The sequence below is a fragment of the Listeria grandensis genome (assembly GCF_014322885.1).
Classification (GTDB): Bacteria; Bacillota; Bacilli; order Lactobacillales; family Listeriaceae; genus Listeria_A; species Listeria_A grandensis.
The window spans coordinates 32,895-58,708 of record NZ_JAASUG010000013.1; the positions used below are offsets into that span (position 1 = coordinate 32,895).

The window sequence follows — 25,814 nt, forward strand, 5'->3', positions numbered from 1 at the left end:
AGTTTTTAAATCACGTTTAGCTCTTTACCGACCTTTTCGTAGGTTGCAAGCACCTCATCGAGCATTTCTTTTGTGTGGGCAGCGGTTGGCATATTACGAACGCGGCCAGTGCCTTTTGGAACGGTTGGGAAGACGATCGATTTGGCATAAACGCCTTCTTCTAGTAAACGGCGGGAGAACTGTTGTGTTAGGTTTTCATCGCCAATGATGCATGGTGTAATGGGTGTTTCTGAATGACCGATGTCAAAGCCTAATTTTGCTAAGCCCGATTTAAGATACGTACCGTTTTCCCATAATTTATCCATGCGTTCTGAATCGTTCTCCATGATGTCGATAGCTTCGATACATGCGGCTGCGGTTCCTGGTGTTAGGGATGTTGAGAATAGGAACGGTCTAGCGCGGACTTTGAGCCAATCGATTAATTGTTGAGAGCCAGCCACGTATCCACCGACCGCACCAATGGCTTTGGAAAGTGTGCCCATTTGGAAATCAATTTTATCGGACATACCGAAATGTTTGACGGTTCCAGCACCTTTACCCATAACACCTGAGCCATGCGCATCATCTACATAAGTAATTAAGCCGAATTCTTCAGCGATAGCAACGATCTCCGGGATTTTGGCAACATCGCCATCCATGGAAAAAACGCCATCTGTGATGTACATAATTTTTTCATATTGACCGCTTTCGGTTGCTTCTTTGGCGACGCGGCGAAGGTCATCCATATCTTGATGCTTGGCGCGCAATACTTTAGCACCAGAAAGGCGACAGCCATCAATGATCGATGCGTGATTTAGTTCATCGGAAATGATCGCGTCTTTTTTTGTCATGACAGCGGAAATTGCCCCCATATTACAGTTGAAACCGGATTGGAAAGCAATCGCTGCTTCGGTGTGCTTGAATTCGGCAAGGCGTGCCTCAAGTTCATTGTGGATGGTCATCGTTCCGTTAATCGTCCGGACGGCACCAGCGCCAACGCCATATTGTTCGGTAGCTTCGATGCATTTCTTTTTAAGGCGGTCGTCATTTGAAAAGCCAAGATAGTTATTGGAAGACAGGTTGATCAGTTCGGCACCGTTCACTTTAATTTTTGCGCCGTTAGGACCTTCTACCGTATCAATCGTGTTGTAAAGGCCTTGCTCTCGTAAGGCTTGTAATTGTGGTTCTAGAAAGTCATTTAAAACGTTGTTCGTCATGTGAGAGATTCCTCCTAAAAAGTTTTTATATATTATCACGCATGCTGAAATTTTCGGATGGGGTTGAAAAAGGGGCACGCGCGGTAATGACAAAATAAGATTAGAAACCAAGCGAGCGATCGGTCCCCATATGGTTGATATTTTTCTGTTCTAAAAATTCTTGAAGTATGGAGAGAATCAGGCTCTTGATTTTTTCGGGATTGCCAGACTCGATCATCGTGGTTGCGATTTCATCTTCGGTAAGCATCGTAATCAGATAGGTGAAAATCTCGATTTCTTCGCTTGACAGTGTACTTGGAAGTAGGAAGACGAGAATGTTTGCGATGTTGATTTTACCTTCTGAGGCGACATGCATTTCTAGATTATGTTTGGAGTTGAAGATGTGAACCGATGATGTAGTGACGTCTGTGTTGATAAGAAACATGGCCGTATTTGTTCCGCAGGCCAAGATTTTACGCTTACTTTCGTGTTGGTTAAGCTGAGCATAAAGGTTATCCGCCGAAAGGTCGGTTTTTTGCGCGATTTCTTGACTGAAAGCGCGTAGATTGTCTTCTAAATTACGGGTCATCACGCTACTTGTTGTGAAATGCGTTGCTTGGATAAGGGAAATAATCAAGTTATAATAGCATTGCATTGCGGTCAAACCAGACAAGGCGATGTCGAAATCAGTCGTTGAAGTGGCATCCATCGGAAAGACTTCACTTTGCTTCCGATTCGCAATTTTCTCCAGCTTTTTATTGATGGTATTGATTTCATGATCTGTGAAAAAAATACTGATAAATTGATAATCATGCGTAAAATTCTCCAAATGAGATGTTGATAGGATCATATCGTATTTTTCTAGATTGGTTTCTTTCATGAGATCGATCGGCGTGATGAATTTCATCTTTTTTAATTTAGGTAAGCGCTTCCTAAACCTTGCTTGTAGCCAAGTATGGATACCACTACTGCGCGAAGTGACGATGAGTGCGCTGTACGGTCGCATGTTTTCGGAATGAATAATGGCAGCTTCAAAATGAAGAACGATAAAGCCAGTCTCTTCCTCGGGTATTTGTTTGAAAGGATAAACGTCACACGCAGCGTTATGCACAATCTGGAAAAGCTCCGGAAATTCTGCCTTGATCATTTCGAGCAACGGATTACTCATGGGCATCTTTTTCTTCAATCGGATAATGGAATACTGGATATGTTCGGTGAGTCCTTTTAAAACATTGATTTGGGAAAGCGGTGTATCGATTTCCTTGGCAACGCGTGAAATGAGCTTCTTCGCGATCCGAATGGCTTGCACTTTCTCATTGCGATAGAAAACATCTTGCCCTTTGCGGATCTCGGATTCAAGTACTAGCATTGTCAGTTCAGTAATCTCACTCTCCGGTATTTCCACCATGTCTGGCAAACAGTCACGTAAAATGCGTTCGGCAATATCAAATTCAGGATATTCCTGCAAAAAGACATGATTGCCTTCACTCTTTGTAATAATTTTCCCTTTTGGAATCTGCTGAATCGTAATCATGAGGTAAATAAGCAAATTCATGTAGGAATCGTTACTAATTTCATACGATAGCTTCTTCATCCATTTACTAATAATCGGATCGCACATCTGCAGAAGGGAGACATCAATGAAGTCGGCGATTCGGTCGTCTATTTGATTCGCTTTCTCAGCTAGCATATCGCTGAACATCTGGTATAGTTTGATTTTCGGAATCGTCATCAAAAGCAATTCCCAAAGGAGTTCGCGCTTTTCTAAAATAGAAGCTTCTAGTAGAACCCCAATACCGCGCTTTCGTTTGATATGAATTTTGCCGTTCCAATCTTCTTCAAGTCGCGTTAAATCACTGCTGACCGTCGCGACGGTGACTGATAATTCATTGGCAAGTACAATCAATTTTACTGGTTCGGATTCGTTTAAAAGCACCCGCAAGATGATTTGTTGTCTCTCAAAAGGTGTGAATTCATTATTGACAAGTTCTAATATATTTTTTTGAATCTGGTCGCGGTGAACGGTTGCTCCCGTCACGGTGAGTCGGCTACCGTGTTTCACGAGTGTAAGTTTGAAGTCGTTCAATGTTTGGGCTACTTCTTTTAAATCACGCCGCACGGTTCGCTCGCTAACATCAAGATAGGACGCGAGTTGCGCAATCGAGATATCGCTAGGTACCGATAAGATTTTCTCTAAAATGATTCGGGAGCGTGCAGATAGGTACATTATGCTTCTTCCTTTCGCAGAATTTTTCCCCCGTGAAAGCTACTTTGTGCATGTTATTTCTTGCGTTGCTAAAGTTTCACCTTACACCCTTATACTATGACTCCGCTTGCATATAAGCAATACAAACATACTGCTAATTTGTCCAGATTTGAAAGTGAAAAGTTGGACAAAGTTATATCAAGGCGCAAAATGAGTGCTTTTGCTAGTGTTTGCAGGCGTTGGCGCGCAATACTTTTGGGAAGAATCAATCTGATATGATTTGTGAAATAATTATCAAACTTGATTTGACAGCGTTTCTTTTATGATGCTATTCTGTACTCGCAAACAGAATTTAAAGAAGGACGTGTTCATGATGAAAATAAGTGTTGTTAAGGAAATAAAAGCCGGTGAAGCACGAGTTGGAATGACACCAGAAAATGTGCAAAAATTGGTGGATCAAGATCATGTTGTGATGGTAGAACAAGATGCGGGAATTGGCTCTGGTTATAGTAATCAAGAATATGTGGAAGCGGGCGCCATAATCGTTGATCAAGCCGAGGCGTGGATGGCTGATATGGTTGTGAAAGTGAAAGAGCCGCAAGCCTCCGAATATCCTTTTTTCAAAGAAGGACAGATTATTTGGGGATTCTTACACTTGGCCGCATCAAAACCTTGTGTGGAGGCACTTTTAACGGCTGGTGCTACAGCGATTGGTGGCGAAACTATCGAAAAAGATGGCGTGCTGACCTTGTTGAAACCGATGAGTGCTATTGCTGGGCGCCGCGCGATTTTCATGGGAGCTTATTACTTAGAGAAACAGCATCAAGGTGAAGGAATTTTGTTATCAGGGATTGAAAATATTCCGGCTGGGCATGTTGTGATACTTGGTGGCGGAAATGCAGCGATAAATGCGTGTGATATGGCGATAGGAATTGGTTGTGATGTGACGATTTTAGAGCTGAATGCAGCACGTATAACCTATTTACAAGAACATTACGCGAACCAAGCAGTAACAGTTTTGCCGTCGACTACGGAAAATTTGGAACAAGAAATCAAGAACGCAGATCTGTTCATCTCTACCATCCTCATACCTGGAGCAAAACCACCAAAAATCGTGAAAGAGTACATGGTAGAATCAATGAAAGCGGGCAGTGTTATTGTTGATATTGCTATTGATCAAGGCGGAACAGTGGAAACGATCGAGCATTATACGACACATGATAACCCTACTTTTATCAAGCACGGAGTTATCCATTACGCGGTGCCGAATATGCCGGGCGCAACGCCTAGAACCTCCACGATGGCACTGGCAACGGGGAACATCGAATACCTGCTGGCTATTGCCAATAAAGGGCTAGAACAAGCCATGTTAGCAGACCCATCTTTAGCGAGCGGCCTCAACATTCATCAAGGGGAAATTACCTCAAAAAGCCTTGCTGAGACACTAGGAATGGAACCTGGCGAGGTGCCCCAATGATAACAACCAATGAACACGTCAATATTTGGGATATTAATAAAGCGAAAGAAGTCCTTCAAAATAATGCCCGCAAAACACCGCTTGTAAAATCATTCTACTTAACAAGCGTTGCAGAAGCAAATGTTTACTTAAAGTTAGAAAACATGCAATTAACAGGCTCCTTCAAATTTCGTGGAGCCTACAATAAGATAGCCGCTCTGACAACGACTGAAAAAGAGCATGGCGTTATCGCGTGTTCGGCAGGAAATCACGCACAAGGTGTCGCACTATCCTCGAAATTACTTGGAATCAATAGTAAGATCGTGATGCCCGAAACCGCGTCTCAAGCCAAAATTGATGCGACGAGAGGTTACGGCTCCGATGTTGTTTTATATGGGCAAACGTTCGATGAAGCCAAAGAAAAATGCATTGAAATCGCAGAACGGACCGGGCGAACTTTTTTGCATCCGTATGATGATCCAGCGGTGATTGCGGGACAAGGCACCATCGGTTTGGAAATTTTGGATAATATGTGGGATGTCGATACCGTCATCGTTCCAATTGGCGGCGGTGGCTTGATTTCAGGTATCGCGATCGCCCTCAAATCCTTCAATCCAAACATTCGGATTATCGGTGTACAAGCAGAAAATGTGCATGGGATGAAGTCCTCGTTTGACGCTGGGAAAATAACGCCGCATTATAAAGCGCCAACGATGGCTGACGGTTGTGCTGTCAAAGTACCTGGTGACATCACCTTTGCAACTGTACAAGCATTGGTGGATGAGATTATCACAGTTTCAGAAAGCGAATTAGAGCAAGCCATGAAAGATCTGTTACAGCGCGGAAAAGCCGTTGTAGAAGGTGCTGGAGCTCTCAGTGCCGCAGCGCTTGTTTCTGATAAAATAGTAGACTATGTCAAAGGGAAGAATGTGGTGTGTGTCATCTCTGGTGGAAATGTCGATTTAGAGCGAATTTCACAAGTTTGCGAACATTTCTTTTCAAGTGAAGTAGTTCAGTAATCGCAATCACTTTCATTGTAACTCTTTTCCAAAATGGGTATACTTAAAGGAAGTTAGAGCTTTGGAGAGGAGTGAGTGCAATGAAGGTGCAGTGGCAAGCGATTGTCGGTATTATTATCGCTATTTTGATTATTATCTTTGGTACGACGAATATGGGAACGGTAGATGTGAAATTACTGTTTTGGACGGTACAATGGCCGCTTATTATTGTTATTTTAGGATCTGTGGTGGCAGGAGCCTTGCTCGTTATTTGTCTGAATTACTACCGAGCAAGAAAGAAGCGTAAAGCTGTGAAAAATCCAATAAAATAGCCGCTAAAAAATCTCCAAAGGCCTCGTTTCATGGTCTTTGGAGATTGGTGTTTTATTTTAGAATTTTACGGTGAAATTGTTGATGGGAATCATGCACTTGTTGATGCGGTTTCCCATGCAAATTTTCAGCAAATGGCTTTTTTTCTTTGTCATGTGGAAGAGCGTCACTGATTTTTGGTGTTTGAATCGCTTGCGAGGTCTGACTTTTCTTAGAATTGGTCATTTTTTAAAACCTCCTTTCTTGTTCCTTTCCCCAAAAATATAGATTAAAACACTAGTTCATAAGGTGAAATAATTAATGGGAAATAGGAGTGCTTCTCTGTGTAGGAGGGGTATTTTTTATGCGCTCAATAATAAATAAACGGTTGACAAGCTACCCTAATATCTATTAGAATGGGGTGTATAAACGATAATGAAAATCATTCTCAATTATAAAGGTGGGTGGTTGCTTGAAGAGAGCGATACTTATTATTGTTTTTATTGGACTAGCGCTACTCTCGGTATTTGTCGGGGTACAGAAGATTTCTATATTACATATTTTTGAATTAACAAAGGAACAATGGGACATTATTTGGATAAGCCGAATCCCTAGGCTAATCAGTATTATTTTGGCGGGAGCTGGGATCAGTATTTGTGGGATGATTATGCAGAGTTTGACGCAAAATAAGTTTGTTTCGCCTACAACGGCAGGGACGATGGATGCGGCAAGACTCGGAATACTTGTATCGTTGCTCGTGTTTACGACGGCGAGTCCTTTAGTGAAAATGGGTGTGGCTTTCTTATTTGCATTATTAGGTACATTTATATTTATGCAAATATTGGAACGGATTCCATTTACAGATACGATTTTTATTCCGTTAGTCGGGTTGATGTTTGGTGGGATACTTAGCTCGATTACGACATTTTTTGCATACAAATTTGATTTGATTCAAAATATTTCTTCGTGGCTTCAGGGCGATTTCTCGATGGTACTAAAAGGGCGTTATGAATTGCTCTACGTTGCCGTTCCGCTCATTGTGATTGCGTATTTGTATGCGAATCAATTCACAGTGGCGGGAATGGGCGAAACTTTTTCACGCAATCTGGGGCTTTCTTATAAGGCGATTATGCGGATTGGCCTGGTCATTGTGGCGTTTATCACGGCATCGGTTGTCCTGACGGTGGGCATGATTCCTTTCTTGGGATTGATTGTGCCGAATATTGTCTCGATTTATCGTGGGGATAATATGAAGAAAACGCTATTTGATACGGCCGTTTTTGGCGCTACGTTCTTGCTGTTTTGCGATGTATTGGGACGAGTGATTATTTATCCTTATGAGGTGTCGATCAGTTTGATGGTAGGCATTATCGGTAGTGCGATTTTTATTTATCTGCTGATGAGGAGAAAAGTCTATGCGTAAAAATTGGATTTTAGCAGGTATTGTCGGACTTTTGATGGCGTGTTATTTATTTTTATTCTTGGGTGGGAATCCAGCTTTTGCTTTGGAACTCAGGTCGATGAAACTCCTTGCGATTGTGTTTACGGGCGTTGCGATTGCGGTTTCGACGGTTATTTTTCAAACGATTACGCAAAATAAAATATTAACGCCTTCCATCATGGGGCTGGATTCGCTTTACATGCTTTTGCAGACGTCGATTGTGTTTATTTTTGGCTCACAAGCGTTGATGCGAGCTGGGAGTGGACGCTGGAATTTCTTTTTGTCGGTGCTGTTGATGATGGGATTTGCACTTGTTTTGTATTGGTTGATGTTTAAGCGGAACGGGCGGAATATTTATTTCTTGTTACTTGTCGGGATCGTTTGCGGGACTTTTTTCTCGAGTTTCTCATCTTTCATGGAAATGTTGATTGATCCGAATGAATTCCAGATTGTACAGGATAAAATGTTTGCGAGTTTTAATAATGTGAACACGTCGATATTAGTGGTTGCTATTCTCATTTTTCTGCTGGCGATGATGTATTTATTGCGATTTGTGAAGTATTTGGATGTGCTGTCTTTGGGTAAGGATCATGCGGTTAATTTGGGCGTTCCTTATAATCGGATTGTGAAACAGCTGTTGCTTATTCTTGTTGTCTTGGTCTCAGTTGCGACGGCGCTTGTCGGGCCAATTACGTTTCTGGGACTGATTGTGGCGAATGTGACGTATCAGTTTTTGAAGACGCACCGCCATGTCGAATTGCTCATTGGAGCGAGTCTGATTAGTTTGGTGGCCCTCGTTGGTGGGCAGTTGCTAGCAGAAAGGCTATTCCATTTCGATACGCCAATCAGCGTGATTATCAATTTATGTGGCGGCGTATATTTCTTGTATTTGCTTTTGAAAGGGGCGAAATTATGATTGAGGTACGGAACTTGCAGAAAAAATATGGAACAAAATCAGTGCTTCAAGATATCGATTTGGTGATTCCGGAAAAGCAGATCGTCTCCTTTATCGGAGCAAATGGTGCGGGGAAAAGTACGTTGCTTTCGATTATTGCGCGGCTGATGAAATCCGATAGTGGCGAGGTTTTGATAGATGGCGTGGCGCTCGGTGATTGGAAGTCGGATGATTTGGCGAAACGGTTGTCGATTTTGAAGCAGAGTAATCATGTTACGATGCGTTTGACGGTTCGAGATTTGGTGGCATTTGGACGTTTTCCGCATTCGAAAGGACGATTGCAAAAGGATGATGAGGCGTTTATTGAGATGGCGTTGGATTATATGGAATTGCGTGATTTGGCTTCGCGATATTTGGATGAGCTTAGTGGCGGTCAACAGCAGCGGGCTTATATTGCGATGATCATTGCGCAGAATACGGATTATATTTTGCTGGATGAGCCGCTTAATAATTTGGATATGAAGCATTCGGTGCAAATTATGCAGCTGTTGCGGCGTTTGGTGGATGAGCTTGGCAAGACGGTGTTGTTGGTTTTGCATGATATTAATTTTGCGTCGTGTTATTCGGATTCGGTTGTGGCCTTGAAAGATGGCGCGGTTGTGGCGAATGGTAGCACGGCGGAGATGATTCAGGAAGATGTGTTGGCGCAAGTTTTTGATATGCATATTCCGATTTCGTTGATTAATAATGACCGGATTGGCGTGTATTTTAAATAAAGGAGGTGAGGGTGCGAAACGGTTGGTATGACACGGAATAATAGCTTTAAAAATAGATAAATAAGGGTGGTTAAAGTAGATGAAGAAATTAGTAATGGTCGCGATGTTGATGCTTTTGGCGGTGTTTACGGTTGCTTGTGGGACGGATGAAAAGACGAACGCGGATGAGGAGAAAACAGCGAAGGAACTGACGATTAAGCATGAACTTGGAGAAACGAAAGTGAAGCAAAACCCTGGGAAAGTGGTTGTTTTTGATTTCGGGACGTTGGATACGTTGCAAGCGCTAGGCTTATCTAAAAATGTGACCGGTTTGCCGAAACAATCCTTGCCGAAATATTTAGATGATTTCACGAGCGATAAATACGCGGATCTTGGCGGTTTGAAAGAACCTGATTTTGAGAAAATAAACGAGGCGGCGCCTGATTTGAACATTATCTCTGGTCGCCAATCCGATTCTTATGATAAATTTTCCGATATTGCACCAACGATTTACCAAGGTGTGGATACGAAGGATTACATGAAGTCATTCCAAGCGAATGTGAACACGGTGGCTAGTTTGTTTGGGAAAGAGGACGAGGCGAAGAAACAGCTAGACGCGATTGATAAACAGGTTGCGGATGTAAAAGCGAGCGTGCCAACTGGAAAAACGGGATTAATTATCTTGGCGAACGATGGGAAAATGAGTGCGTATGGCTCTGGTTCTCGGTTTGGGTTGATTCATGATGTGCTTGGTGTGACGCCGGCGGATCCGAAAATTGAAGCGTCCACGCATGGCCAAAGTATTTCTTCGGAGTACGTTGCGGAAAAGAATCCGGATTACTTGTACGTGATTGACCGTGGTGCAGCGATTGGTGGGGAATCTTCCGCGAAATCTGTCGTTGAGAATGACCTAGTGAAGAAGACGAATGCTTATAAAAATGGCAATATTGTTTACTTGAATCCAGAGTATTGGTACTTGTCAGGAGGCGGGCTAGAGTCTGTTTTGGAAATGGTGAAAGAGGTTGGAGATAGCCTGAAATAGTAAAATAAATGCTCAGCGAAATGTGTCGCTGAGCATTTTTATTTGGCGCTGTATTCTTCTTTTAAAATAGCGTAATAAGCGTCATCTACGAATTCCTCTTTGACGTAGCGGCTTTTTCGAAGTGTGCCTTCATAGCTCATGCCCAGTCGCTGCATGACTTTTCCAGAGGCGGGGTTGCGGACGTCGTGCATGGCGTAGACGCGTTCTAGTTGTAGTGTTTGGAAAGCAAGATCGAGGATAGCGTGCCCAGCTTCGACCATGTAGCCCTTGCTCCAGTAATCTCGATTTAGGATGTAGCCGAGGCAACCACTCCGGTTCATCGGATCGATGCGAATATCGATACCACCGATCAATTTGCCAGTTTCAGCGAGTTCTATTCCGTATTTTCCAATGGGAGACGCGACGAAATATTCGGCGATTTTTTGACGGGTGATTTCGATGGATGGATGTGTATCAAAAACAAAGCGGGTATTCTCTTCATCAGAGGCGTATTCGAACATGCCTTTTGCGTCGGCGAGCGTAATCGGGCGTAAGATGAGTCGTTCGGTGTGAATGATTTGATGTTCCACTAACAAGTAAGTAAAGCTTTCCATTTTCGTTCCCTCCTTTTGGGTATTGTTGCTTATTTTAGCATATTTATAGAGACGATTAAAGTCTATATTGAAAGTTTTTAAAATGTGCTATGATGAAGTTATTATATGACTAGGGAGGCTTTTCCATGTTAAAAGATAAACTTGAAAAATTGGTGCAAACTGAAATTGTAAATCGGATTCTTGCATCGGAAAAAGAACGTATTTTGTTGTCTTGTGAAAGTGATGGGGAGCTAGGCTTAACTGATAGTAAGGTGGGCGGACGTGGCTATGTGCCTAAGTCTATGGAATATCCGCGTAATAAAGACGGAGGCCCTCTTAGCTTGTTGGCGCAGATTAATTTTTTGGAAATGCCTGATTTGGAAGATTTTCCGAAAATAGGATTGTTAGCGTTCTACATTGATTACTTTGATGATTTGACTGGACTTGATTTTGATGATCAAACGAGTCAACATGGTTTTCGAGTTTTGTATTTTGAAACGGTGAATGAGGCTAGTTATTCGGCTGAGGAACAGGATAAGTTGTTTGAGTCGGTGCATGCGGAGTTTTATCCAATTGTGGATGGTGAATTTCGTTTAAGTGGGGAAATCACGAAACAAGTGACTTTGAAAGAAAGTTATGATTTTGAGCAGGCGTATGGCGGTGAGTTTTATGATTTGCTAGATGCGTGGACTGGTGAGGATGAGGCGAAGGTGGACGCGTTATTTGAATTGGATAGTAGCAGTAGTCAGCTTGGAGGTTATCCGTTTTTCACGCAACAAGATCCTCGGCTGGGTGATGAGAAGGTGCACCACGACACGTTGTTATTTCAGCTGGATTCAGTCGATGACATTATGTGGGGCGATATGGGCGTCGGAAATTTCTTTATTAATCGGGAAGATTTGAAGCGAAAAGATTTCTCGAATGTGCTATATAACTGGGATTGTTATTGATTTTAAGGGAGTTTTGGGGCTTGTGTTGTTCCTAAATGGATATTAGAGCAAGTAGCTAATCTCCAAAGGTTTTACATGTAAGTCCTATAATAAATGTTGGGGTAGAAAATAATCTGCCTCAACATTTTTTTGTTCTTATTCCAAAGAGTTGACACACATGAATTTATAATATACTATATACCTAGCATTACTATGCATATATAACATATGTATCGGAGGGAGACTATTATGAAGATTAGTAAAGAGTTGCTAAAAGGTAGTACCACCACTCTTATTTTAAGCCTACTTAATGCAAAACCAATGTATGGCTATGAAATTATTAAAGAGCTGGAAATGAAGTCTGAGGGAATTTTTAGTTTTAAAGAAGGAACGATCTATCCCCTCCTTCACACGCTTGAAGATAAAGGACTGATTGTTTCTTATTGGGAAGAGGGTCAAGGGAAGAGAAAGAGAAAATACTATAATATCAACGAAAAAGGTAAGGAATTTATAAAAGAAAAAAAAGAAGAATGGTCAATCTTTAAAACTGCGGTGGACGAAGTGTTGAAAGGAGAGAAAACGGTATGCGATTAGAGAAGGATTTTGAAGTATATATTAAAGAATTGTGTAAAAAAATAAGAAATAAAGATGTACATGCTAGTTTAAAACTGGAAATAAGTGATCATCTTCAAACACTTAAAGAGGAAGGCTTGTTGGCTGGGCTCTCAGAAAAAGAGGCAATTGCTCAGGCGTTGACTCGTATGGGAGATGTAAAGGTACTTGGAAAGCAGCTTAACAAAACACACAAAGCTCCAATGGATATTAAAACCATACTTCCAGTAATGATAGCCTCACTGTTTGGATTAATAGTCATGTATTATTTACAATTTCATTCTACTTTTGCAGCGCTTCAGAATATGAAAGTGTTTAGCAAGAGTCTTATCTTTTACTTAGTAGGAATTCTTCTTATGCTAAGCTTGTCTAGGTTTGACTATAGAAAGTTATTAAAGTTCTCCAAACCACTATACGTGGGAACGGTCTTCATTCTATTAATAACTGTTCTTTTTGGTGTTAGGGTAGATGGTATTCCTTTTTTAATCTTAGGTTTTGCAAATGTTAATTTTATCGAGATTACTCCCTTTCTCCTAGTTATATCCTGTGCTGGAATTTTTCATTCTTGGAATTGGAATGATTATCGAAAATCTTGGCTTGGAGTAGGAATCTTGGCATTCCCTATCTTATTACTATTAACAACAAGTGCCATAGCAACTTCTATCATTTGTATTATTGCAGGCACAGCCATTATGTTTAGTTCTAGAGCAAGTATGAAACAAACTGTGGTATTCGCAGCTACTACATCTATATGGCCAATCTTCCATCTGTGGAATCTATCTCAAAATTATACATGGATTGATACCGAGTATATAAAAAACCTAGGCACATCTCATTTTATTGGAAGTAGTCTTCATTTAACCCCAAATTTAATATCTGAGGTACATACAGATTTCATATTCACGTACATCACCTATTCATTTGGCTGGTTAGCCGCGGTTAGCGCTTTCGTATTGCTTGTGTTTTTTATTTGTAGAATATGGAGTGCCGCAAAAGGGATTCATTTCAGTTATGGTAAAATGCTGGTCATAGGGTTGGCAGTAACCTTTGCAAGCCAATTTATACTAAGCATCCTGACAAACCTGGGCTTATCATCTTTACTTGGTGTAGCCACGCCATTCATGAGCTTTGGAGGCTCACATATATTGTTGGAGATGATTGCATTAGGTCTAATTTTAAGCATATTTAGAAGACGAAAAATAGCCGTAGAAATAAATGGAACAGAAAACCAAAGTCTGGGATAAAATTCAAGATAAAGCAAAAACGCCTATCTATCGCAGAGTGGCTGTTCGATGCTTGACCTGGACACTCAAGTGAAATCCAATAAATAATGCGACGGTCTACGAGGCTTATATGAAAGGTATCGTAGAATCAGATGTTGAAGTATTAGCAAGGGTTATCAGAGAACAATTGATTCCAGTGGACGATATTTAGGTTTTACATTGTCGTTTAAATTATCAGTTAATACCGGATATTGTTATTGATTTTAAGGGAGTTTAGGAGCGAGTGTTGTTCCTAAGCTTCTTTTTCATGCCTGTAAAACCTTAACATTTCTTTAAAAAGTTTTTAGTAAGCCTTGAATGTTAGATGGTATGCTAGTAGCTAGTAAGAAAGATGAGGAGGAGATAGAATGAAAAAGTTAACGATTTGGACGGTTTTACCAGTGCTATCCCTTTGTGCAGCGGTTATGATGTACTATCTTTGGTTTCAAGGATGGTTGCAATTTTATTTGAGAGATGTGATGCAAGCGGTGGATCACATGGGATATATAACGGTTGGTGTGACGGCATTGATGCTTTATCTTTGTGCGGTACAGCTTGTCAATTGGAAAATTAATAAGACGTTGCTTGTTTTGACGTATCTGATTTATTTTGGCATTATGATTGGACTTCTTTTTGGAAAAGCATCTGGTGCGCAAGGGTTTTCGATGGACACGTTCGGTTTTGTGGATACGTTTATTTCGGGAAACTTACGGGTAATCACGATTGGAAATGTGCTTGCTTTTGTACCGATTGGTTTCTTGTTGAAGAAATTATCATCCCTGATGGCGCTACTTTCAGCGGGAATCATGATTTTTATTGTGGAAGGGTTGCAATATACGCTACATGTAGGGTATTTTGATACGGGAGATGTCTTTTTGAATGTATCTGGTATTATGATCGGGTACGTGATCATTCGTATTTTTTCAAGTTCGCATAAACATATAATGGAGCAGAAATGAGTGGACAGTAATGAAAATATGGAAAAAAGTGATTTTAGCATTAGTGGGGATTGGTGTTGTGTATGTTGGCGTCGTGCTCGGCTTTATGTACAGCGGGGCGCGAGCGGTACCAACGTCAAACCCGGATACGATTCTTATTTTAGGTTCAAAAGTAATCGATGATCCGGCGCGACCCATGCCTGTTTTGCGAGAAAGATTGGATGCGGCGATTCCGTTTATTGAGAAGCATGGCTTGGCGAAAGTGGTCGTGTCGGGTGGTCAAGGCGAGGATGAGTCTGCGTCTGAGGCAAGTGTGATGAAGGACTACCTAGTAGCGCAGGGCATTGCAGCATCAAGGATTGAAGTCGAGGATACATCGATGCGCACCGAGGAAAACCTAGCGAATAGTAAAGCGGAATTTGAGCTTGGTAAAACGGTCATCGTGACGAGTGACTATCATTTGTACCGCGCGCTCATGCTAGCAGGACGGCAAAATATTGATGCGACAGGATTACCTGCAAAAACGCAGACGGGAGCGCTTTTCAAAGGTGTCCCTCGCGAGATTTTATCGATTAGTTATGCGTGGTTTTTTGATCGATAGAATTTTTTGAAAAAGTTATTGACATTCACGTTACGTCAAGGTGTAAAGTAGAGTTATCAAGGAGGCGAGAGACGCATGGAATATACGGTTCAAAAGCTAGGACAGCTTGCGGGAGTTAGCACGAGGACGCTGCGGTACTATGATGAAATTGGGATTCTGAAGCCGGCGAGAATTAATTCTTCAGGGTACCGAATTTACGGGCAAGTTGAGGTGGATCGATTGCAGCAAATCATGTTTTACCGGGAAATGAATGTGAGCTTGGAAAAAATCAAGGCGATTCTAGAACAACCTGATTTTGACGAGGCGGAAGCACTCAGAAAACATCGCGTCGAACTGCTTGATAAACGAAAACAATTAGACGAACTGATTCGCAATGTGGAGAAATCCATCGCGCATTCAGAAAGGAGAATGACAATGACGGATAAAGAAAAATTCGAAGGCTTCAAACAAAAAATGATAGATGATAACGAAACAAAATATGGCACGGAAATTCGCGAGAAATATGGCGAGGAGACGGTCAATAAATCGAACGCGAAGCTAAAGGGCATGAGTGAGGCTGAGCTTGCGCGGATCGATCAACTTGGTCAAACGATCTTAACAGACTTACAAGTGGCGTATGAAACGGGTGATCCAGCTGGTGAACTGGCACAAAACGTAGCGGCAATGCATAAAGAATGGCTGATGGCTTACTGGGATAGCTACAGCAAAGAAGCACATGCTGGACTTGCCCAAATGTACGTTGATGATGCACGATTTACGGCTTATTACGACAAAGAAAAACCAGGATCGGCCGCTTTTTTACGCGATGCGATTGTCATTTTTACTAGTAAGTAGGCTGGAAAAACGATATAATGAAGAGAGCTTCCGAACATTGATGCGGAGGTTCTTTTTTAGTTTGGGAGGGATTTTTAATGCTAGAAACAAAACGCCTAGTTTTCCGCGAATTGGATCAACTCGATTTTGCGGATTTATGTGAGATATTGCAAGATGATGCGGTGATGACGGCTTATGAGGGCGCTTTTACGGATGAAGAAGTGCAGCGCTGGCTTGCGAAGCAGTTAGATAATTACGAACGGTGGGGCTTCGGTCTGTGGGCGGTAATCAAGAAAGATACTGGCGAATTTATCGGACAAGTCGGTTTGACCATGCAACGTGTGGAGGAAGAGGAAGTGCTAGAAATCGGTTACCTTTTGAAAAGGAAGTTTTGGCAGCAAGGTTTGGCAACGGAAGCAGCATTCGGATGCAAGCAATATGCGCTAGAAACGCTAGGTGCAAAAACGGTGACTTGCACGATTCGAGACACGAACATTGCCTCCCAAAAAGTCGCCGAACGGATTGGTATGACAAGACATAAACGCTACGTGAAATATTATCGCGGCGTCGAGATGCCACATTACTTATATTATTAAATTTAAGTGGCGACATGTCTATAGATTTTTAGTACAATAGAAGTGGAGCATAAAAAGGAGGAAAGCATGAAAAAGTTTCTGTTTATAAGTATACTCTCACTACTTCTTGTTATCATGGCAGCATGCGGACCTAAAGATGTTACTTCTTCTGGAAGTGATAGTGAAACATCTAGCAAGCAAAAGGTGTCGAATCAGGCTACAGTTTTAACCGTGAAGGATATGGCGGGGAGAACGGTGAAATTCGCCAAGAAGCCAGAACGAATCATTACACTTACCAATTCTGATATGGGAATTGTTTATGCACTGGGCGGAACAGTGATTGGCCGTCAAACGATGGATGCAAGCGGTGTTGAGCCAAGTGCCGCGCTAAAAGCAACAGAAGTCGGCAATACCCATGACTTGAATTTAGAAAAAATTGCATCGCTCACGCCAGACGTCATTATCGCAAGTTCGGAACAAAATTTAAAAGACGTCCCCGCGCTGGAAGGGATTGGCGCGCAAGTCATATTAACAGGTGCCAACTCGATCGCTGATATCAAAAAACAAGAAGCGATTTTGGCGCAATTACTAGGGAAAGACGCGACGAATCTAGAGCAAGAAATCGATACGAAAGTCGCTGCAATAAATGAAAAACAAAAAGGAAAGGCAGTTCGCGCACTACTCATACTAGGCGCGCCAGGCAGTAATTATGCGGCATTGCCGAGTTCACTCAGCGGAGATATCCTCGAAAAAGCTGGCGGAATCAATGTTGCAAAGGATTTCAAAGGGGTCGAGAATTTCCCTCAATATGCATCACTTAATATTGAAAAAATCGTCGAATCAGATCCAGAGGTGATCTTCCTGATGATCCACGGTGGCGACGAAAAGGAAACCGAGCTTGCGTTCCAAAAAGAAATGAAGCAAAACGATGCATGGAATTCCACAACAGCTGTAAAAAATAACAATATCGTCGTGCTTCCGGCAGATCTTTTTGGTACAAACCCTGGTATCCGTATTACAAAAGCGCTTGATTACATGGCAAATGAACTGAATCAGGTTACAAAATAATGCATGATCCACGTAAAAAGAGAAGAATCATCACATTTATCGTTACGATTTTGCTACTCATCGTTGTTTTCTTTTATGGTTTGACAACGGGATCGGTGAAAGTGAGCTATTCTGACGTATGGCAAACGCTGATGGGGCATGGCGACGACCTTTCTACACAACTCATTTGGAATCTGCGTTTACCACGAATGTTCATCGCGTTTCTCGTTGGAGCGGCACTGGCCATTGCTGGTTGTTTACTACAAGGTGTGATGCGCAATCCGCTCGCTGACCCAGGCGTTATCGGTGTTTCAGCAGGTGGTGGACTTGTCGCGATTATTTTGACCATCGTGTTGCCATCACTGAGCCAGTTCGTCCCACTTGGCGCTTTTATCGGCGCTTTTGGTACGGCGCTCCTTATCTATTTAGTCGCTTGGGACAAAGGCGTTGCACCACTTCGCGTCATTTTATCTGGTGTTGCCATCAATGCTTTTATCGGTGCGATGACATCAGGCATCATGGTGCTTTATAGCAATCGCGTGCAAAGTATCATTTCGTGGATGACCGGAACGCTATCAGGAAAAAGCTGGTACCATCTGAATCTTATTTTGCCATATATGATGGTCGGTTTCGCGCTTAGTATCTTTGCGATTAGGTCATCAAACGTCCTCTTACTCGGGGATGACGCGGCGAAATTGCTCGGCTACTCCGTTGAGAAACACCGCTTTTTCATCATCATGCTAGCGGCTTTCCTAAGTGGTGTAGCTGTCAGCGTCGCAGGCTTAATTGGTTTCGTAGGGCTTGTTGTGCCACATATTTTCCGACTTATCATTGGTAATGACTACCGTTACCTGCTACCAATGTCAGCGATCGGCGGCGCTTTGCTCGTCGGATTTGCAGACACGGCCGCGCGTAGCTGGTTTGGCTCGATTGAATTACCAGTCGGCATCCTGCTCGCCATGATCGGCGCACCATTCTTCCTATTTCTACTACAAAGAGGGAGGGTTGCCTCATGACCGCGATTACAGCACTGGAAAACGTCACCTTCATCCGCAAGCGTTCCTTCGAAATGAAGGATTTACAACTCGAAATTCCAGAAGGCAAAATCACCACGATTATCGGGCCAAACGGTTCCGGAAAATCGACCATTCTGCGCCTCATCATGCGTCTTTTAGCTCCAAATGAAGGCAAAATTATGTTAAATGGCACAGATCTAAAAAATATTAGCGCGAAAAATTTAGCACGCGAAATGACGATGCTATCTCAATCACCCGATGGACTTATTGATGTCGTGGTACGCGATCTTGTGAGCTACGGACGGATGCCTTACAAATCATGGCTTGGCACGATGGAAAAGGACGACGAACTCGCGGTAGATTGGGCGATGAAAGTTTGTAACCTAGAAGAGCTTGCATATCGCCCGTTACACACCTTATCTGGCGGCGAAAAGCAGCGTGCTTGGCTTGCCATGGCCTTGGCACAAAAAACGCCTATTCTGCTATTAGACGAGCCGACAACCTATCTTGATATCTCGCATCAACTAGAATTACTCGATCTGTTGAAGCAACTCAATCGCGATTTTGATATGTCGATTATTCTTGTTTTGCACGATTTAAATCAAGCAGCAGGATATAGCGACCACGTTATCGTATGCGAGGACGGAGAGATTCAGCGAACCGGAACACCGGAAGCCGTTTTCACGAAGGATTTACTGCGCGATATCTTCAAAATCGAAGCGGAGATCCACACGACGGAAAGAGGCTTACGCGTACTCCCAATCGCCTCGGCAAAATTTCATTCATGAAGTTAAAGATATGTTAAAGATTTCAATATTATGGCTCTAGAAACCAAGACAGCATCCTGTTTTGTTCTCTAGAGCCGTTTTTGACTACATTAGAATTTAGTGAGAAAGCTTCCTATCCAGTACAAAATTTTATATAATAAGAAGGTTGGCGTAACGTAAATATTATTTAGGAGGAAGCGCATGAATAACAAAGGGGACGACAGCACAAAGATAGATTATTCGATCATTATTCAGCCTTCCGAATCAATGAAAAGCTTCTTGATTGTCGCCCCCCGCAAAACTAATCTGGGATTATACTAAGAAAACACACATTCGGACATGCAAGAGCGATGTTATTTTTTTATGAAAATCAGTCTTATGGCCTTGGTTCCGATAGGCCTTATTATGTTACAATCAGATTTAGATACGTCGCTAGTGCTTATTGCTATTATGATTGGCATAATGTTCACGGCGTTTACTGCTGCCGATTTTTGGTGGTGTCAGATAGCCAGCCATTCCAATCCCGGAAAACGATAATGATTTTATTTTTACAATCATCGGTGGGGACTTCGGCTTTGTTGGTGCATGTCTCTTACTTGTGTTATACTTCTTATTAGTTTACCAAATTATCCGTGTCGCCTTGGATGTTGGGATGCCGTTTTATTCGTACATATGTACAGGCGTTGTGGCGATGATTTTTTTCACGTATTACAGAATATAGGTATGACGATTAGAATATTACCAAATTACGGGGATACCGCTACTATTTATTAGTTATGGTGGAAGTGCAATGGCGGGCAGCTTAATGGCGATCGGCCTTGTTTTATCCGCACGTTACAATGCACCAAAGGCAATGGATTTATAAATCTTTAAAAACTGTATGGGGAACAGTATTCCGTCCAGTAAGGAGCGTTAGGAATGAATTCGCAAAATAAAATGTCTGCGAGAATTGATTACGGTATTGTATTATCTCTTATGTTATTGTGTTTGATCAGCATGGTTTCGATCTATAGCGCACAGCTAACGAATGAGCAGTATACAGCCAACTTTGTCATGAAACAAGCCGTTTGGTTCGTTGTTAGTGGCTTTGCTATTTTCGTTATTATGCAATTAGATTATGAAAAATTAACTAAATGGGCGTACTATTTTTATGGTGCGGGTCTTTTAATGTTGGTTTTTGTGTTGTTCTTCGGTAAAGAGGTGAACGGCGCGAAAAGTTGGATTATCATTCCGTTTTTAGGAAGCCTGCAACCATCTGAGGTCGTAAAAGTGATCTTAATTATCGTGCTTGCAAAAGTGATCTGGGATCATAATCGTAAATACACGATGCATACGGTTAAATATGATTTCTTGCTCCTTGTCAAAATGGGGATTATTACAATTATTCCGATTGGTCTTATTATGCTACAACCGGATTTAGGAACTGGTCTTGTTTTTATCGCGATTATGTCGGGAATGATTTTGGTTTCGGGGATCACTTGGAAGTTGATTGTTCCGATTTATGGATCGATTGTGGCGATTGGTGGGGCTTTGCTATATCTTGTGCTCTATCATGAGAGTTGGCTTGTGAAGCTAGGTTTTAAATCGTATCAATTTGAGCGTATCCATACGTGGATTAATCCAGAATCTGATCCACAAGGTGGCGGCTATCAAGTGTTGCGCGCGATGACGGCGATTGGTTCGGGTCAGATTAGCGGGAACGGAGCAGGATATAACGCGATTGCGATACCAGAAAACCATAATGACTTTATTTTTACGGTTATTGGTGGGGATTTTGGTTTTGTTGGCGCGAGTATTTTATTAGCGATTTATTTCTTGCTCATTTATCAAATTATTCGTGTGGCTCTAGATATCGGTATTCCGTTCTATTCTTACATTTGTACAGGTGTGGTCATGATGATTATGTTCCACGTATTTGAAAATGTTGGGATGAATATTGGTTTACTGCCGATTACTGGTATTCCATTACCATTCATTAGTTATGGTGGTAGTGCGCTCCTCGGGAATATGATGGCGATTGGACTTATTTTAGGAATTAGATTCAATTATCAGAAATCGATGTTTACGGTGAAGGAAGAGAAGCTCGCAGAATAAGAGGTGGATTACCCTGTCGGTTTGGTGGGCTGGGTAATCTTTTTTTGCTTTTTTTAAGGAACTATTTGTGATTACATTCGAAATCCATTATGATAGAGGTAGATTACAATTTGGGAGGGGAATAACAAAGATGATAACTTTTTACTGGTATCCAAAATGTTCGACCTGCAAGAAGGCAAAACAGTGGCTAGATGACAACCAAGTGGCTTATAATCAAGTAGACATGATTGAAACACCACCGAAGAAAGAAGAATTGCAGAAGTGGTTTGAAAATAGTGAGTTAGGAATTCGTCGTTTCTTTAATACGAGCGGCATTAAATACCGTGAATTGGGCTTAAAAGACAAAGTAGAGCATATGACAGAGGATGAAGCGTTTACATTACTTGCAACTGATGGTAAACTAATTAAGAGACCAATTGTTACGGACGGCAAAAAAGTGACGCTTGGTTTCAAGGAAAGCGAATTTGTAGCAAACTGGAAGTAAATACGGACTTGAAGGGGGATTTATTAAAATGAGTTTACCAAAGGATTTACGTTATTCAGAAGAGCACGAATGGGTGAAAGATGACGCGGGAAATTTCGTTATCGGGATTACAGATTTTGCGCAAGATCAATTAGGTGATATCGTTTTTGTTGAATTACCAGAGGTTGGTGACACAATTACGCAAGGTGATTCTATTGGAAGTATTGAATCTGTAAAAACAGTGTCTGATTTTTATGCGCCAATCACAGGGAAAGTCGTTGCGATCAATGAAGTGCTTGAAGATGAGCCTGAACTACTTAACTCAGCGCCTTATGAGGCTGGTTGGTTATTGAAAGTGGAAGATGTAGACGCAGCGCAAGTTGCAGCCTTACTTTCTGCAGACGACTATGAAAAAACATTAGATTGATACGTTACATAGAAAACCCTCTCGCGTGATGCGGTAGGGTTTTCTTTCTTTAAAGCATGGATACAGAGGGGAGGTTAAACAGTGGTAGACATTTGGAATAAGCAACAACTCATGGCGCAGTTAGATAATCGCGCGGATTTCGCAGTATATTTTTTCACACCGATGTGTTTAGGTTGCCAACAAGCGATGAAGTTGGTAGACCTTGCGGGAGCCGCCTTGCCGGACCTTACTATTGGCAAAATGGATTTGAATTACGTACCAGAACTCGCGGAGAAATGGGCAATTACGAACGTGCCAGTCTTATTGACTTTTAAGGATGGTGAATGGATTTCGACGAGCTATAGGTTAGGAAATATGATTGAGGTGTATGATTTTTTGAAGGCGTTGTGAGATTTATTTTAATTTCAAAAACAGGAAGTAAACCAAGGTTAAAAGTTTCCTTAGCTCAAAAAAGTTTCGCTCCTGATATAGATGTGTACCTTGCAAAAAAGGTTTCTATAGACCCACATGAAGACCGTGTGGTACTATACTTGAGATACTTCTCGTGCCCCACGAATGCTCTTTCTTAGGCGCGATGATATTTATAGTATAACGGGGGTTTATGATGAGCAATTCTAATTTAACTATTCTTTCGGTAATAAGTAATTTTGTTATCGTGGTTTTGAAGTTTATCGTTGGATTTTTGACGGGGTCTGTTGCGGTTATTTCGGAGGCTGTCCATTCATCGATGGACCTGTTTGCGTCTGTGATTACCTTTTTCTCGATTCGTATTTCAAGTCAGCCGGCGGATACGGATCATCCTTATGGGCATGGGAAAGCGGAAAACATTGCTGGAACGATTGAAACTTTACTTATTTTTGTGGCGGGGATTTGGATTATTTTTGAATCCATGAATAAGTTTTTCAATCCGCATGAGATTCGTTTTCCTGCCCTTGGTATCGCGGTGATGCTTTTTGGGGCTGCGGTGAATATTATTGTTTCAAAAATCATCAAAAAGGCGGCGGATAAGGAAAATTCGGTGGCGATGAAGTCGAATGCGCTTCATTTGTACACGGATGTGTTTACGTCGCTAGGCATTGCGTTTAGTTTGTTACTTGTTCATTTGACTGGCTGGTTGTGGCTAGATCCTGTCATTGCGATTTTAACGGCGTTTTATATTATGTATGAGGCTTGGAAGTTGTTGAAAGAGTCGTTCCCACCATTGATGGACAAGCGTTTGTCGCCAAGCGAAGAAGAGGAAATTAAGCGTATTATCCTGACGTATCAGGACGATTTTATTGAATTTCATGATTTCCGTTCTCGTCGTGCTGGCGCGGAGGAATATATTGATTTCCATTTGGTCGTGGCGAATGATCTGACCATTGAGCAGGGACACTCGTTGTGTGATGCTATTGAGAAGGAAATCTACGAATTTTATGCTAAAGCGCAGGTGCTCATCCATTTAGAACCGGAAGAAGAGCGGGTTTTGACGAAGTAAATTGGGCGTTCTTAGTTTAGGAATGTACCTTGAAGTCTCTTGTGATACAATAAATATAGGCGATAAAGATGATGCGCCGAACGACAGAAGGGATTGATATGATGACATCCATTTTAATTGCAGACGATGATAAGGAAATTGTTGATTTGGTCAAACTATACCTTCAAAATGAGGGATACACGATTCATAGTGCATACGATGGCGCCCAGGTGTGGGAAATGGTACAAAAAGAGCAGTTGGATCTCGTTGTGTTAGATATTATGATGCCGAAGATGGATGGCTTGGAAGTGTGTCGCTTGATGCGTCAAGAAGGTATCGCGACGCCAATTTTGATGCTGAGTGCGAAGGCTGAAGATAATGATAAAATTATGGGACTCTTGACTGGTGCTGATGACTACATGGTAAAGCCGTTTAATCCACTGGAACTGTCGGTGCGTGTGAAGGCGATTTTGCGACGCGTGCAGATGATGAAGCAGGGGAGCCTTGGAAATAAGCCGAGTAATGAGCTCATCCTAGGACCGATTGTGATCGATCGTGAGCTGCACACGGTGATGGTGAATGAGAAAGAGTTGCATTTAACGACATCAGAATTTGATATCTTATTTTTGCTTGCGCATGAACCAGGTCGTGTTTTTAGTTCCGAGTTGATTTTTGAGCGGATTTGGCAAGAAAAAGCGCTTGGTGCGAGTAAAACGGTGATGGTGCACATCAGTAATTTGCGCGATAAATTGAAGGATGCGATGGATGGGGAAAATGTGATCAAAACCATCTGGGGAGTAGGTTATAAAATTGAAGTTTAAGCAGTTAGTATGGCGAGTTGGGCAGCAAATGCACCCGATACAAATCTTAATTTTAGCGCTACTATCTTGGTTTTCCAGTTTTGTAGCTTTGCGAAGTATTGGCTTGTGGTTGGTTTCTGTGAAGAACGACTCAGTAGTGCTGATGGGAACGACGAGCCGCTTTATTGATCTGTTTGGCTATGGTCGCTATGATAAATTGCTGAATTCGCCGTGGATGATCATGCTTAAGTTCATCGGTATTTTGGCGGTATCGCTTGTCTTTTTTATTTTTTTCTATTGGCTATTTAAACAAAATTTGCTTAGAAAACAGTTGCGTCGAATTAATATTGCAATTTTAGAGAACCAACCGATGGAGCAGGAGAGCTTGATTCCTGAGATTATGCAACTGGAAGAGAGCGTCAATAAAATGCGGGAGCACCAGGAGGCGTTAATTGCGCAGGAGCAAGAGGCTCAGCAAGCTAAGAATGACCTCATTACGAATGTATCGCATGACTTACGCACGCCTTTGACCTCTATTTTAGGTTACTTAAGCTATATTCATGAAGATCGGTATCGCGATGAGGTGGAACTGCGCCATTATACGGAATTGGTTTATGGAAAGGCGCAGCGGTTGCATAAGTTGATTGATGATTTGTTTGATTATACGCGCTTGGAGAGTACGGAGTTTCACATCAAAGAGGACATGCTTGATATGGTGGAATTGTTGCGCCAACTAGTTTCCGAATACGAGCGCTCAGCCGCGGAGAAAGACGTTCGGATTGTCGAAATGTACGCTGTGGAGAATTTGCGGGTTATTGGTGACGGTATGCAGATTATGCGGTTGTTTGAGAACCTGTTTTCAAATGCGCTTAGATATGGTGCGAGTGGTAAAAAGATTGACATTAGTGCCAAGAGTGAGGCTGGCATGGCAGTTATTGAAGTGTCCAACTATGGCGCAGAGATTCCAGCTGGCGATATACCACAATTGTTTGACCGATTTTACAAAGTGGATAAAAATCGGACGACATCGGGAACGGGGCTGGGTCTTGCGATTGCGAAGTCCATTGTCGAGCGCCACGGCGGTCAGGTCACGGCTACGAGTAGAAAAGGAAAAACAACCTTCACTGTGCAGTTGCCAATCAGCAATCTTTAAAGTTTCTTTCTG

General features: G+C 42.1%; 28 protein-coding genes and 1 pseudogene. 25 read left to right on the top strand and 4 right to left on the bottom strand.

Annotated features, from left to right (window positions below):
- Window positions 1-5 precede the first annotated feature (5 nt).
- On the bottom strand, window positions 6-1,196 hold the full coding sequence (locus HCJ54_RS14035) for a glycine C-acetyltransferase (protein ID WP_187138092.1): 1,191 nt from the start codon (window positions 1,194-1,196) through the stop codon (window positions 6-8).
- Between the two features lie 100 nt (window positions 1,197-1,296).
- A complete protein-coding gene (locus HCJ54_RS14040; RefSeq protein WP_187138093.1) occupies window positions 1,297-3,402 on the bottom strand; it encodes a BglG family transcription antiterminator in 2,106 nt (701 codons plus the stop codon).
- Between the two features lie 352 nt (window positions 3,403-3,754).
- Here HCJ54_RS14040 and ald point away from each other — a divergent pair, with 352 nt between their 5' ends.
- The 3 genes from ald (at window position 3,755) to HCJ54_RS14055 (ending at window position 6,167) form a co-directional block, all read left to right on the top strand.
- On the top strand, window positions 3,755-4,858 hold the full coding sequence (gene ald / locus HCJ54_RS14045) for an alanine dehydrogenase (RefSeq protein WP_187138125.1): 1,104 nt from the start codon (window positions 3,755-3,757) through the stop codon (window positions 4,856-4,858).
- Complete coding sequence (tdcB, locus tag HCJ54_RS14050; RefSeq protein ID WP_187138094.1) at window positions 4,855-5,856, top strand: bifunctional threonine ammonia-lyase/L-serine ammonia-lyase TdcB; 1,002 nt, start codon at window positions 4,855-4,857, stop codon at window positions 5,854-5,856. The genes ald and tdcB overlap by 4 nt, the downstream gene beginning before the upstream one ends.
- A gap of 80 nt (window positions 5,857-5,936) precedes the next feature.
- Window positions 5,937-6,167, top strand: coding sequence for a lipopolysaccharide assembly protein LapA domain-containing protein (locus tag HCJ54_RS14055; protein WP_036065876.1), 231 nt, complete (start codon window positions 5,937-5,939; stop codon window positions 6,165-6,167).
- 52 nt (window positions 6,168-6,219) lie between these two features.
- Here the strand turns inward: HCJ54_RS14055 and HCJ54_RS14060 are convergent, their stop codons facing one another.
- Entirely contained in the window at window positions 6,220-6,390 is a 171-nt protein-coding gene (locus tag HCJ54_RS14060; RefSeq protein ID WP_159101111.1) for a hypothetical protein, read from the bottom strand.
- Between the two features lie 226 nt (window positions 6,391-6,616).
- On the opposite strand from HCJ54_RS14060, the gene HCJ54_RS14065 reads away from it, so the two are divergent.
- The 4 genes from HCJ54_RS14065 to HCJ54_RS14080 all read left to right on the top strand — a co-directional run bounded on the left by HCJ54_RS14065 (window position 6,617) and on the right by HCJ54_RS14080 (window position 10,277).
- A complete protein-coding gene (locus HCJ54_RS14065) occupies window positions 6,617-7,567 on the top strand; it encodes an ABC transporter permease (RefSeq protein WP_185527220.1) in 951 nt (316 codons plus the stop codon).
- Window positions 7,560-8,501, top strand: a complete 942-nt coding sequence (locus tag HCJ54_RS14070; protein ID WP_187138095.1) for an iron chelate uptake ABC transporter family permease subunit — start codon at window positions 7,560-7,562, stop codon at window positions 8,499-8,501. The genes HCJ54_RS14065 and HCJ54_RS14070 overlap by 8 nt, the downstream gene beginning before the upstream one ends.
- Complete coding sequence (locus HCJ54_RS14075) at window positions 8,498-9,256, top strand: iron ABC transporter ATP-binding protein (RefSeq protein WP_187138096.1); 759 nt, start codon at window positions 8,498-8,500, stop codon at window positions 9,254-9,256. Before HCJ54_RS14070 ends, HCJ54_RS14075 begins: the two co-directional genes overlap by 4 nt.
- A gap of 79 nt (window positions 9,257-9,335) precedes the next feature.
- Window positions 9,336-10,277, top strand: coding sequence for a siderophore ABC transporter substrate-binding protein (locus HCJ54_RS14080; RefSeq protein WP_187138097.1), 942 nt, complete (start codon window positions 9,336-9,338; stop codon window positions 10,275-10,277).
- A 38-nt stretch (window positions 10,278-10,315) separates the two neighbouring features.
- On the opposite strand, the gene HCJ54_RS14085 is transcribed toward HCJ54_RS14080, so the two are convergent.
- Window positions 10,316-10,870: a GNAT family N-acetyltransferase gene (locus tag HCJ54_RS14085; protein WP_187138098.1), complete on the bottom strand. Its 555-nt coding sequence runs from the start codon at window positions 10,868-10,870 to the stop codon at window positions 10,316-10,318.
- 125 nt (window positions 10,871-10,995) lie between these two features.
- Here HCJ54_RS14085 and HCJ54_RS14090 point away from each other — a divergent pair, with 125 nt between their 5' ends.
- The 18 genes and pseudogenes from HCJ54_RS14090 (at window position 10,996) to HCJ54_RS14175 (ending at window position 25,802) form a co-directional block, all read left to right on the top strand.
- The gene (locus tag HCJ54_RS14090; protein WP_187138099.1) at window positions 10,996-11,799 is read left to right on the top strand and encodes a YwqG family protein; all 804 of its coding nucleotides are present in this window, start codon (window positions 10,996-10,998) and stop codon (window positions 11,797-11,799) included.
- 228 nt (window positions 11,800-12,027) lie between these two features.
- Window positions 12,028-12,372, top strand: a complete 345-nt coding sequence (locus HCJ54_RS14095) for a PadR family transcriptional regulator (RefSeq protein ID WP_185411522.1) — start codon at window positions 12,028-12,030, stop codon at window positions 12,370-12,372.
- Window positions 12,363-13,634, top strand: coding sequence for an FtsW/RodA/SpoVE family cell cycle protein (locus HCJ54_RS14100; protein WP_187138100.1), 1,272 nt, complete (start codon window positions 12,363-12,365; stop codon window positions 13,632-13,634). Before HCJ54_RS14095 ends, HCJ54_RS14100 begins: the two co-directional genes overlap by 10 nt.
- Before the next feature lie 386 nt (window positions 13,635-14,020).
- Window positions 14,021-14,611, top strand: coding sequence for a VanZ family protein (locus HCJ54_RS14105; protein WP_187138101.1), 591 nt, complete (start codon window positions 14,021-14,023; stop codon window positions 14,609-14,611).
- Window positions 14,612-14,621: 10 nt separating this feature from the next.
- Window positions 14,622-15,191, top strand: a complete 570-nt coding sequence (locus HCJ54_RS14110; protein ID WP_187138102.1) for a YdcF family protein — start codon at window positions 14,622-14,624, stop codon at window positions 15,189-15,191.
- A gap of 75 nt (window positions 15,192-15,266) precedes the next feature.
- The gene (locus HCJ54_RS14115; RefSeq protein ID WP_187138103.1) at window positions 15,267-16,025 is read left to right on the top strand and encodes a MerR family transcriptional regulator; all 759 of its coding nucleotides are present in this window, start codon (window positions 15,267-15,269) and stop codon (window positions 16,023-16,025) included.
- 77 nt (window positions 16,026-16,102) lie between these two features.
- Window positions 16,103-16,600 carry a GNAT family N-acetyltransferase gene (locus HCJ54_RS14120; RefSeq protein WP_187138104.1) on the top strand — a complete coding sequence of 166 codons (498 nt, stop codon included), beginning with the start codon at window positions 16,103-16,105 and terminating at the stop codon, window positions 16,598-16,600.
- Window positions 16,601-16,666: 66 nt separating this feature from the next.
- Window positions 16,667-17,647 carry an ABC transporter substrate-binding protein gene (locus HCJ54_RS14125; RefSeq protein ID WP_187138105.1) on the top strand — a complete coding sequence of 327 codons (981 nt, stop codon included), beginning with the start codon at window positions 16,667-16,669 and terminating at the stop codon, window positions 17,645-17,647.
- Complete coding sequence (locus HCJ54_RS14130; protein ID WP_185411514.1) at window positions 17,647-18,642, top strand: FecCD family ABC transporter permease; 996 nt, start codon at window positions 17,647-17,649, stop codon at window positions 18,640-18,642. The genes HCJ54_RS14125 and HCJ54_RS14130 overlap by 1 nt, the downstream gene beginning before the upstream one ends.
- Window positions 18,639-19,430: an ABC transporter ATP-binding protein gene (locus tag HCJ54_RS14135; RefSeq protein WP_185411513.1), complete on the top strand. Its 792-nt coding sequence runs from the start codon at window positions 18,639-18,641 to the stop codon at window positions 19,428-19,430. Before HCJ54_RS14130 ends, HCJ54_RS14135 begins: the two co-directional genes overlap by 4 nt.
- A 535-nt stretch (window positions 19,431-19,965) precedes the next feature.
- Window positions 19,966-20,274: pseudogene (locus HCJ54_RS15740) on the top strand (FtsW/RodA/SpoVE family cell cycle protein).
- Between the two features lie 53 nt (window positions 20,275-20,327).
- Window positions 20,328-21,503 (top strand): rod shape-determining protein RodA, encoded by a 1,176-nt coding sequence (rodA, locus tag HCJ54_RS14145; protein WP_187138106.1) that lies wholly within the window; start codon window positions 20,328-20,330, stop codon window positions 21,501-21,503.
- A 130-nt stretch (window positions 21,504-21,633) separates the two neighbouring features.
- A complete protein-coding gene (locus HCJ54_RS14150; protein ID WP_036065791.1) occupies window positions 21,634-21,987 on the top strand; it encodes an arsenate reductase family protein in 354 nt (117 codons plus the stop codon).
- Between the two features lie 28 nt (window positions 21,988-22,015).
- Window positions 22,016-22,393 carry a glycine cleavage system protein GcvH gene (gcvH, locus tag HCJ54_RS14155; RefSeq protein ID WP_187138107.1) on the top strand — a complete coding sequence of 126 codons (378 nt, stop codon included), beginning with the start codon at window positions 22,016-22,018 and terminating at the stop codon, window positions 22,391-22,393.
- A gap of 81 nt (window positions 22,394-22,474) precedes the next feature.
- Window positions 22,475-22,783 carry a thioredoxin family protein gene (locus HCJ54_RS14160; protein WP_342354469.1) on the top strand — a complete coding sequence of 103 codons (309 nt, stop codon included), beginning with the start codon at window positions 22,475-22,477 and terminating at the stop codon, window positions 22,781-22,783.
- A 214-nt stretch (window positions 22,784-22,997) separates the two neighbouring features.
- Complete coding sequence (locus HCJ54_RS14165; protein WP_036065793.1) at window positions 22,998-23,870, top strand: cation diffusion facilitator family transporter; 873 nt, start codon at window positions 22,998-23,000, stop codon at window positions 23,868-23,870.
- A gap of 98 nt (window positions 23,871-23,968) precedes the next feature.
- Window positions 23,969-24,670, top strand: a complete 702-nt coding sequence (locus HCJ54_RS14170; protein ID WP_036065878.1) for a response regulator transcription factor — start codon at window positions 23,969-23,971, stop codon at window positions 24,668-24,670.
- Window positions 24,654-25,802 carry a sensor histidine kinase gene (locus tag HCJ54_RS14175; protein WP_425324812.1) on the top strand — a complete coding sequence of 383 codons (1,149 nt, stop codon included), beginning with the start codon at window positions 24,654-24,656 and terminating at the stop codon, window positions 25,800-25,802. Before HCJ54_RS14170 ends, HCJ54_RS14175 begins: the two co-directional genes overlap by 17 nt.
- Window positions 25,803-25,814: the final 12 nt, after the last annotated feature.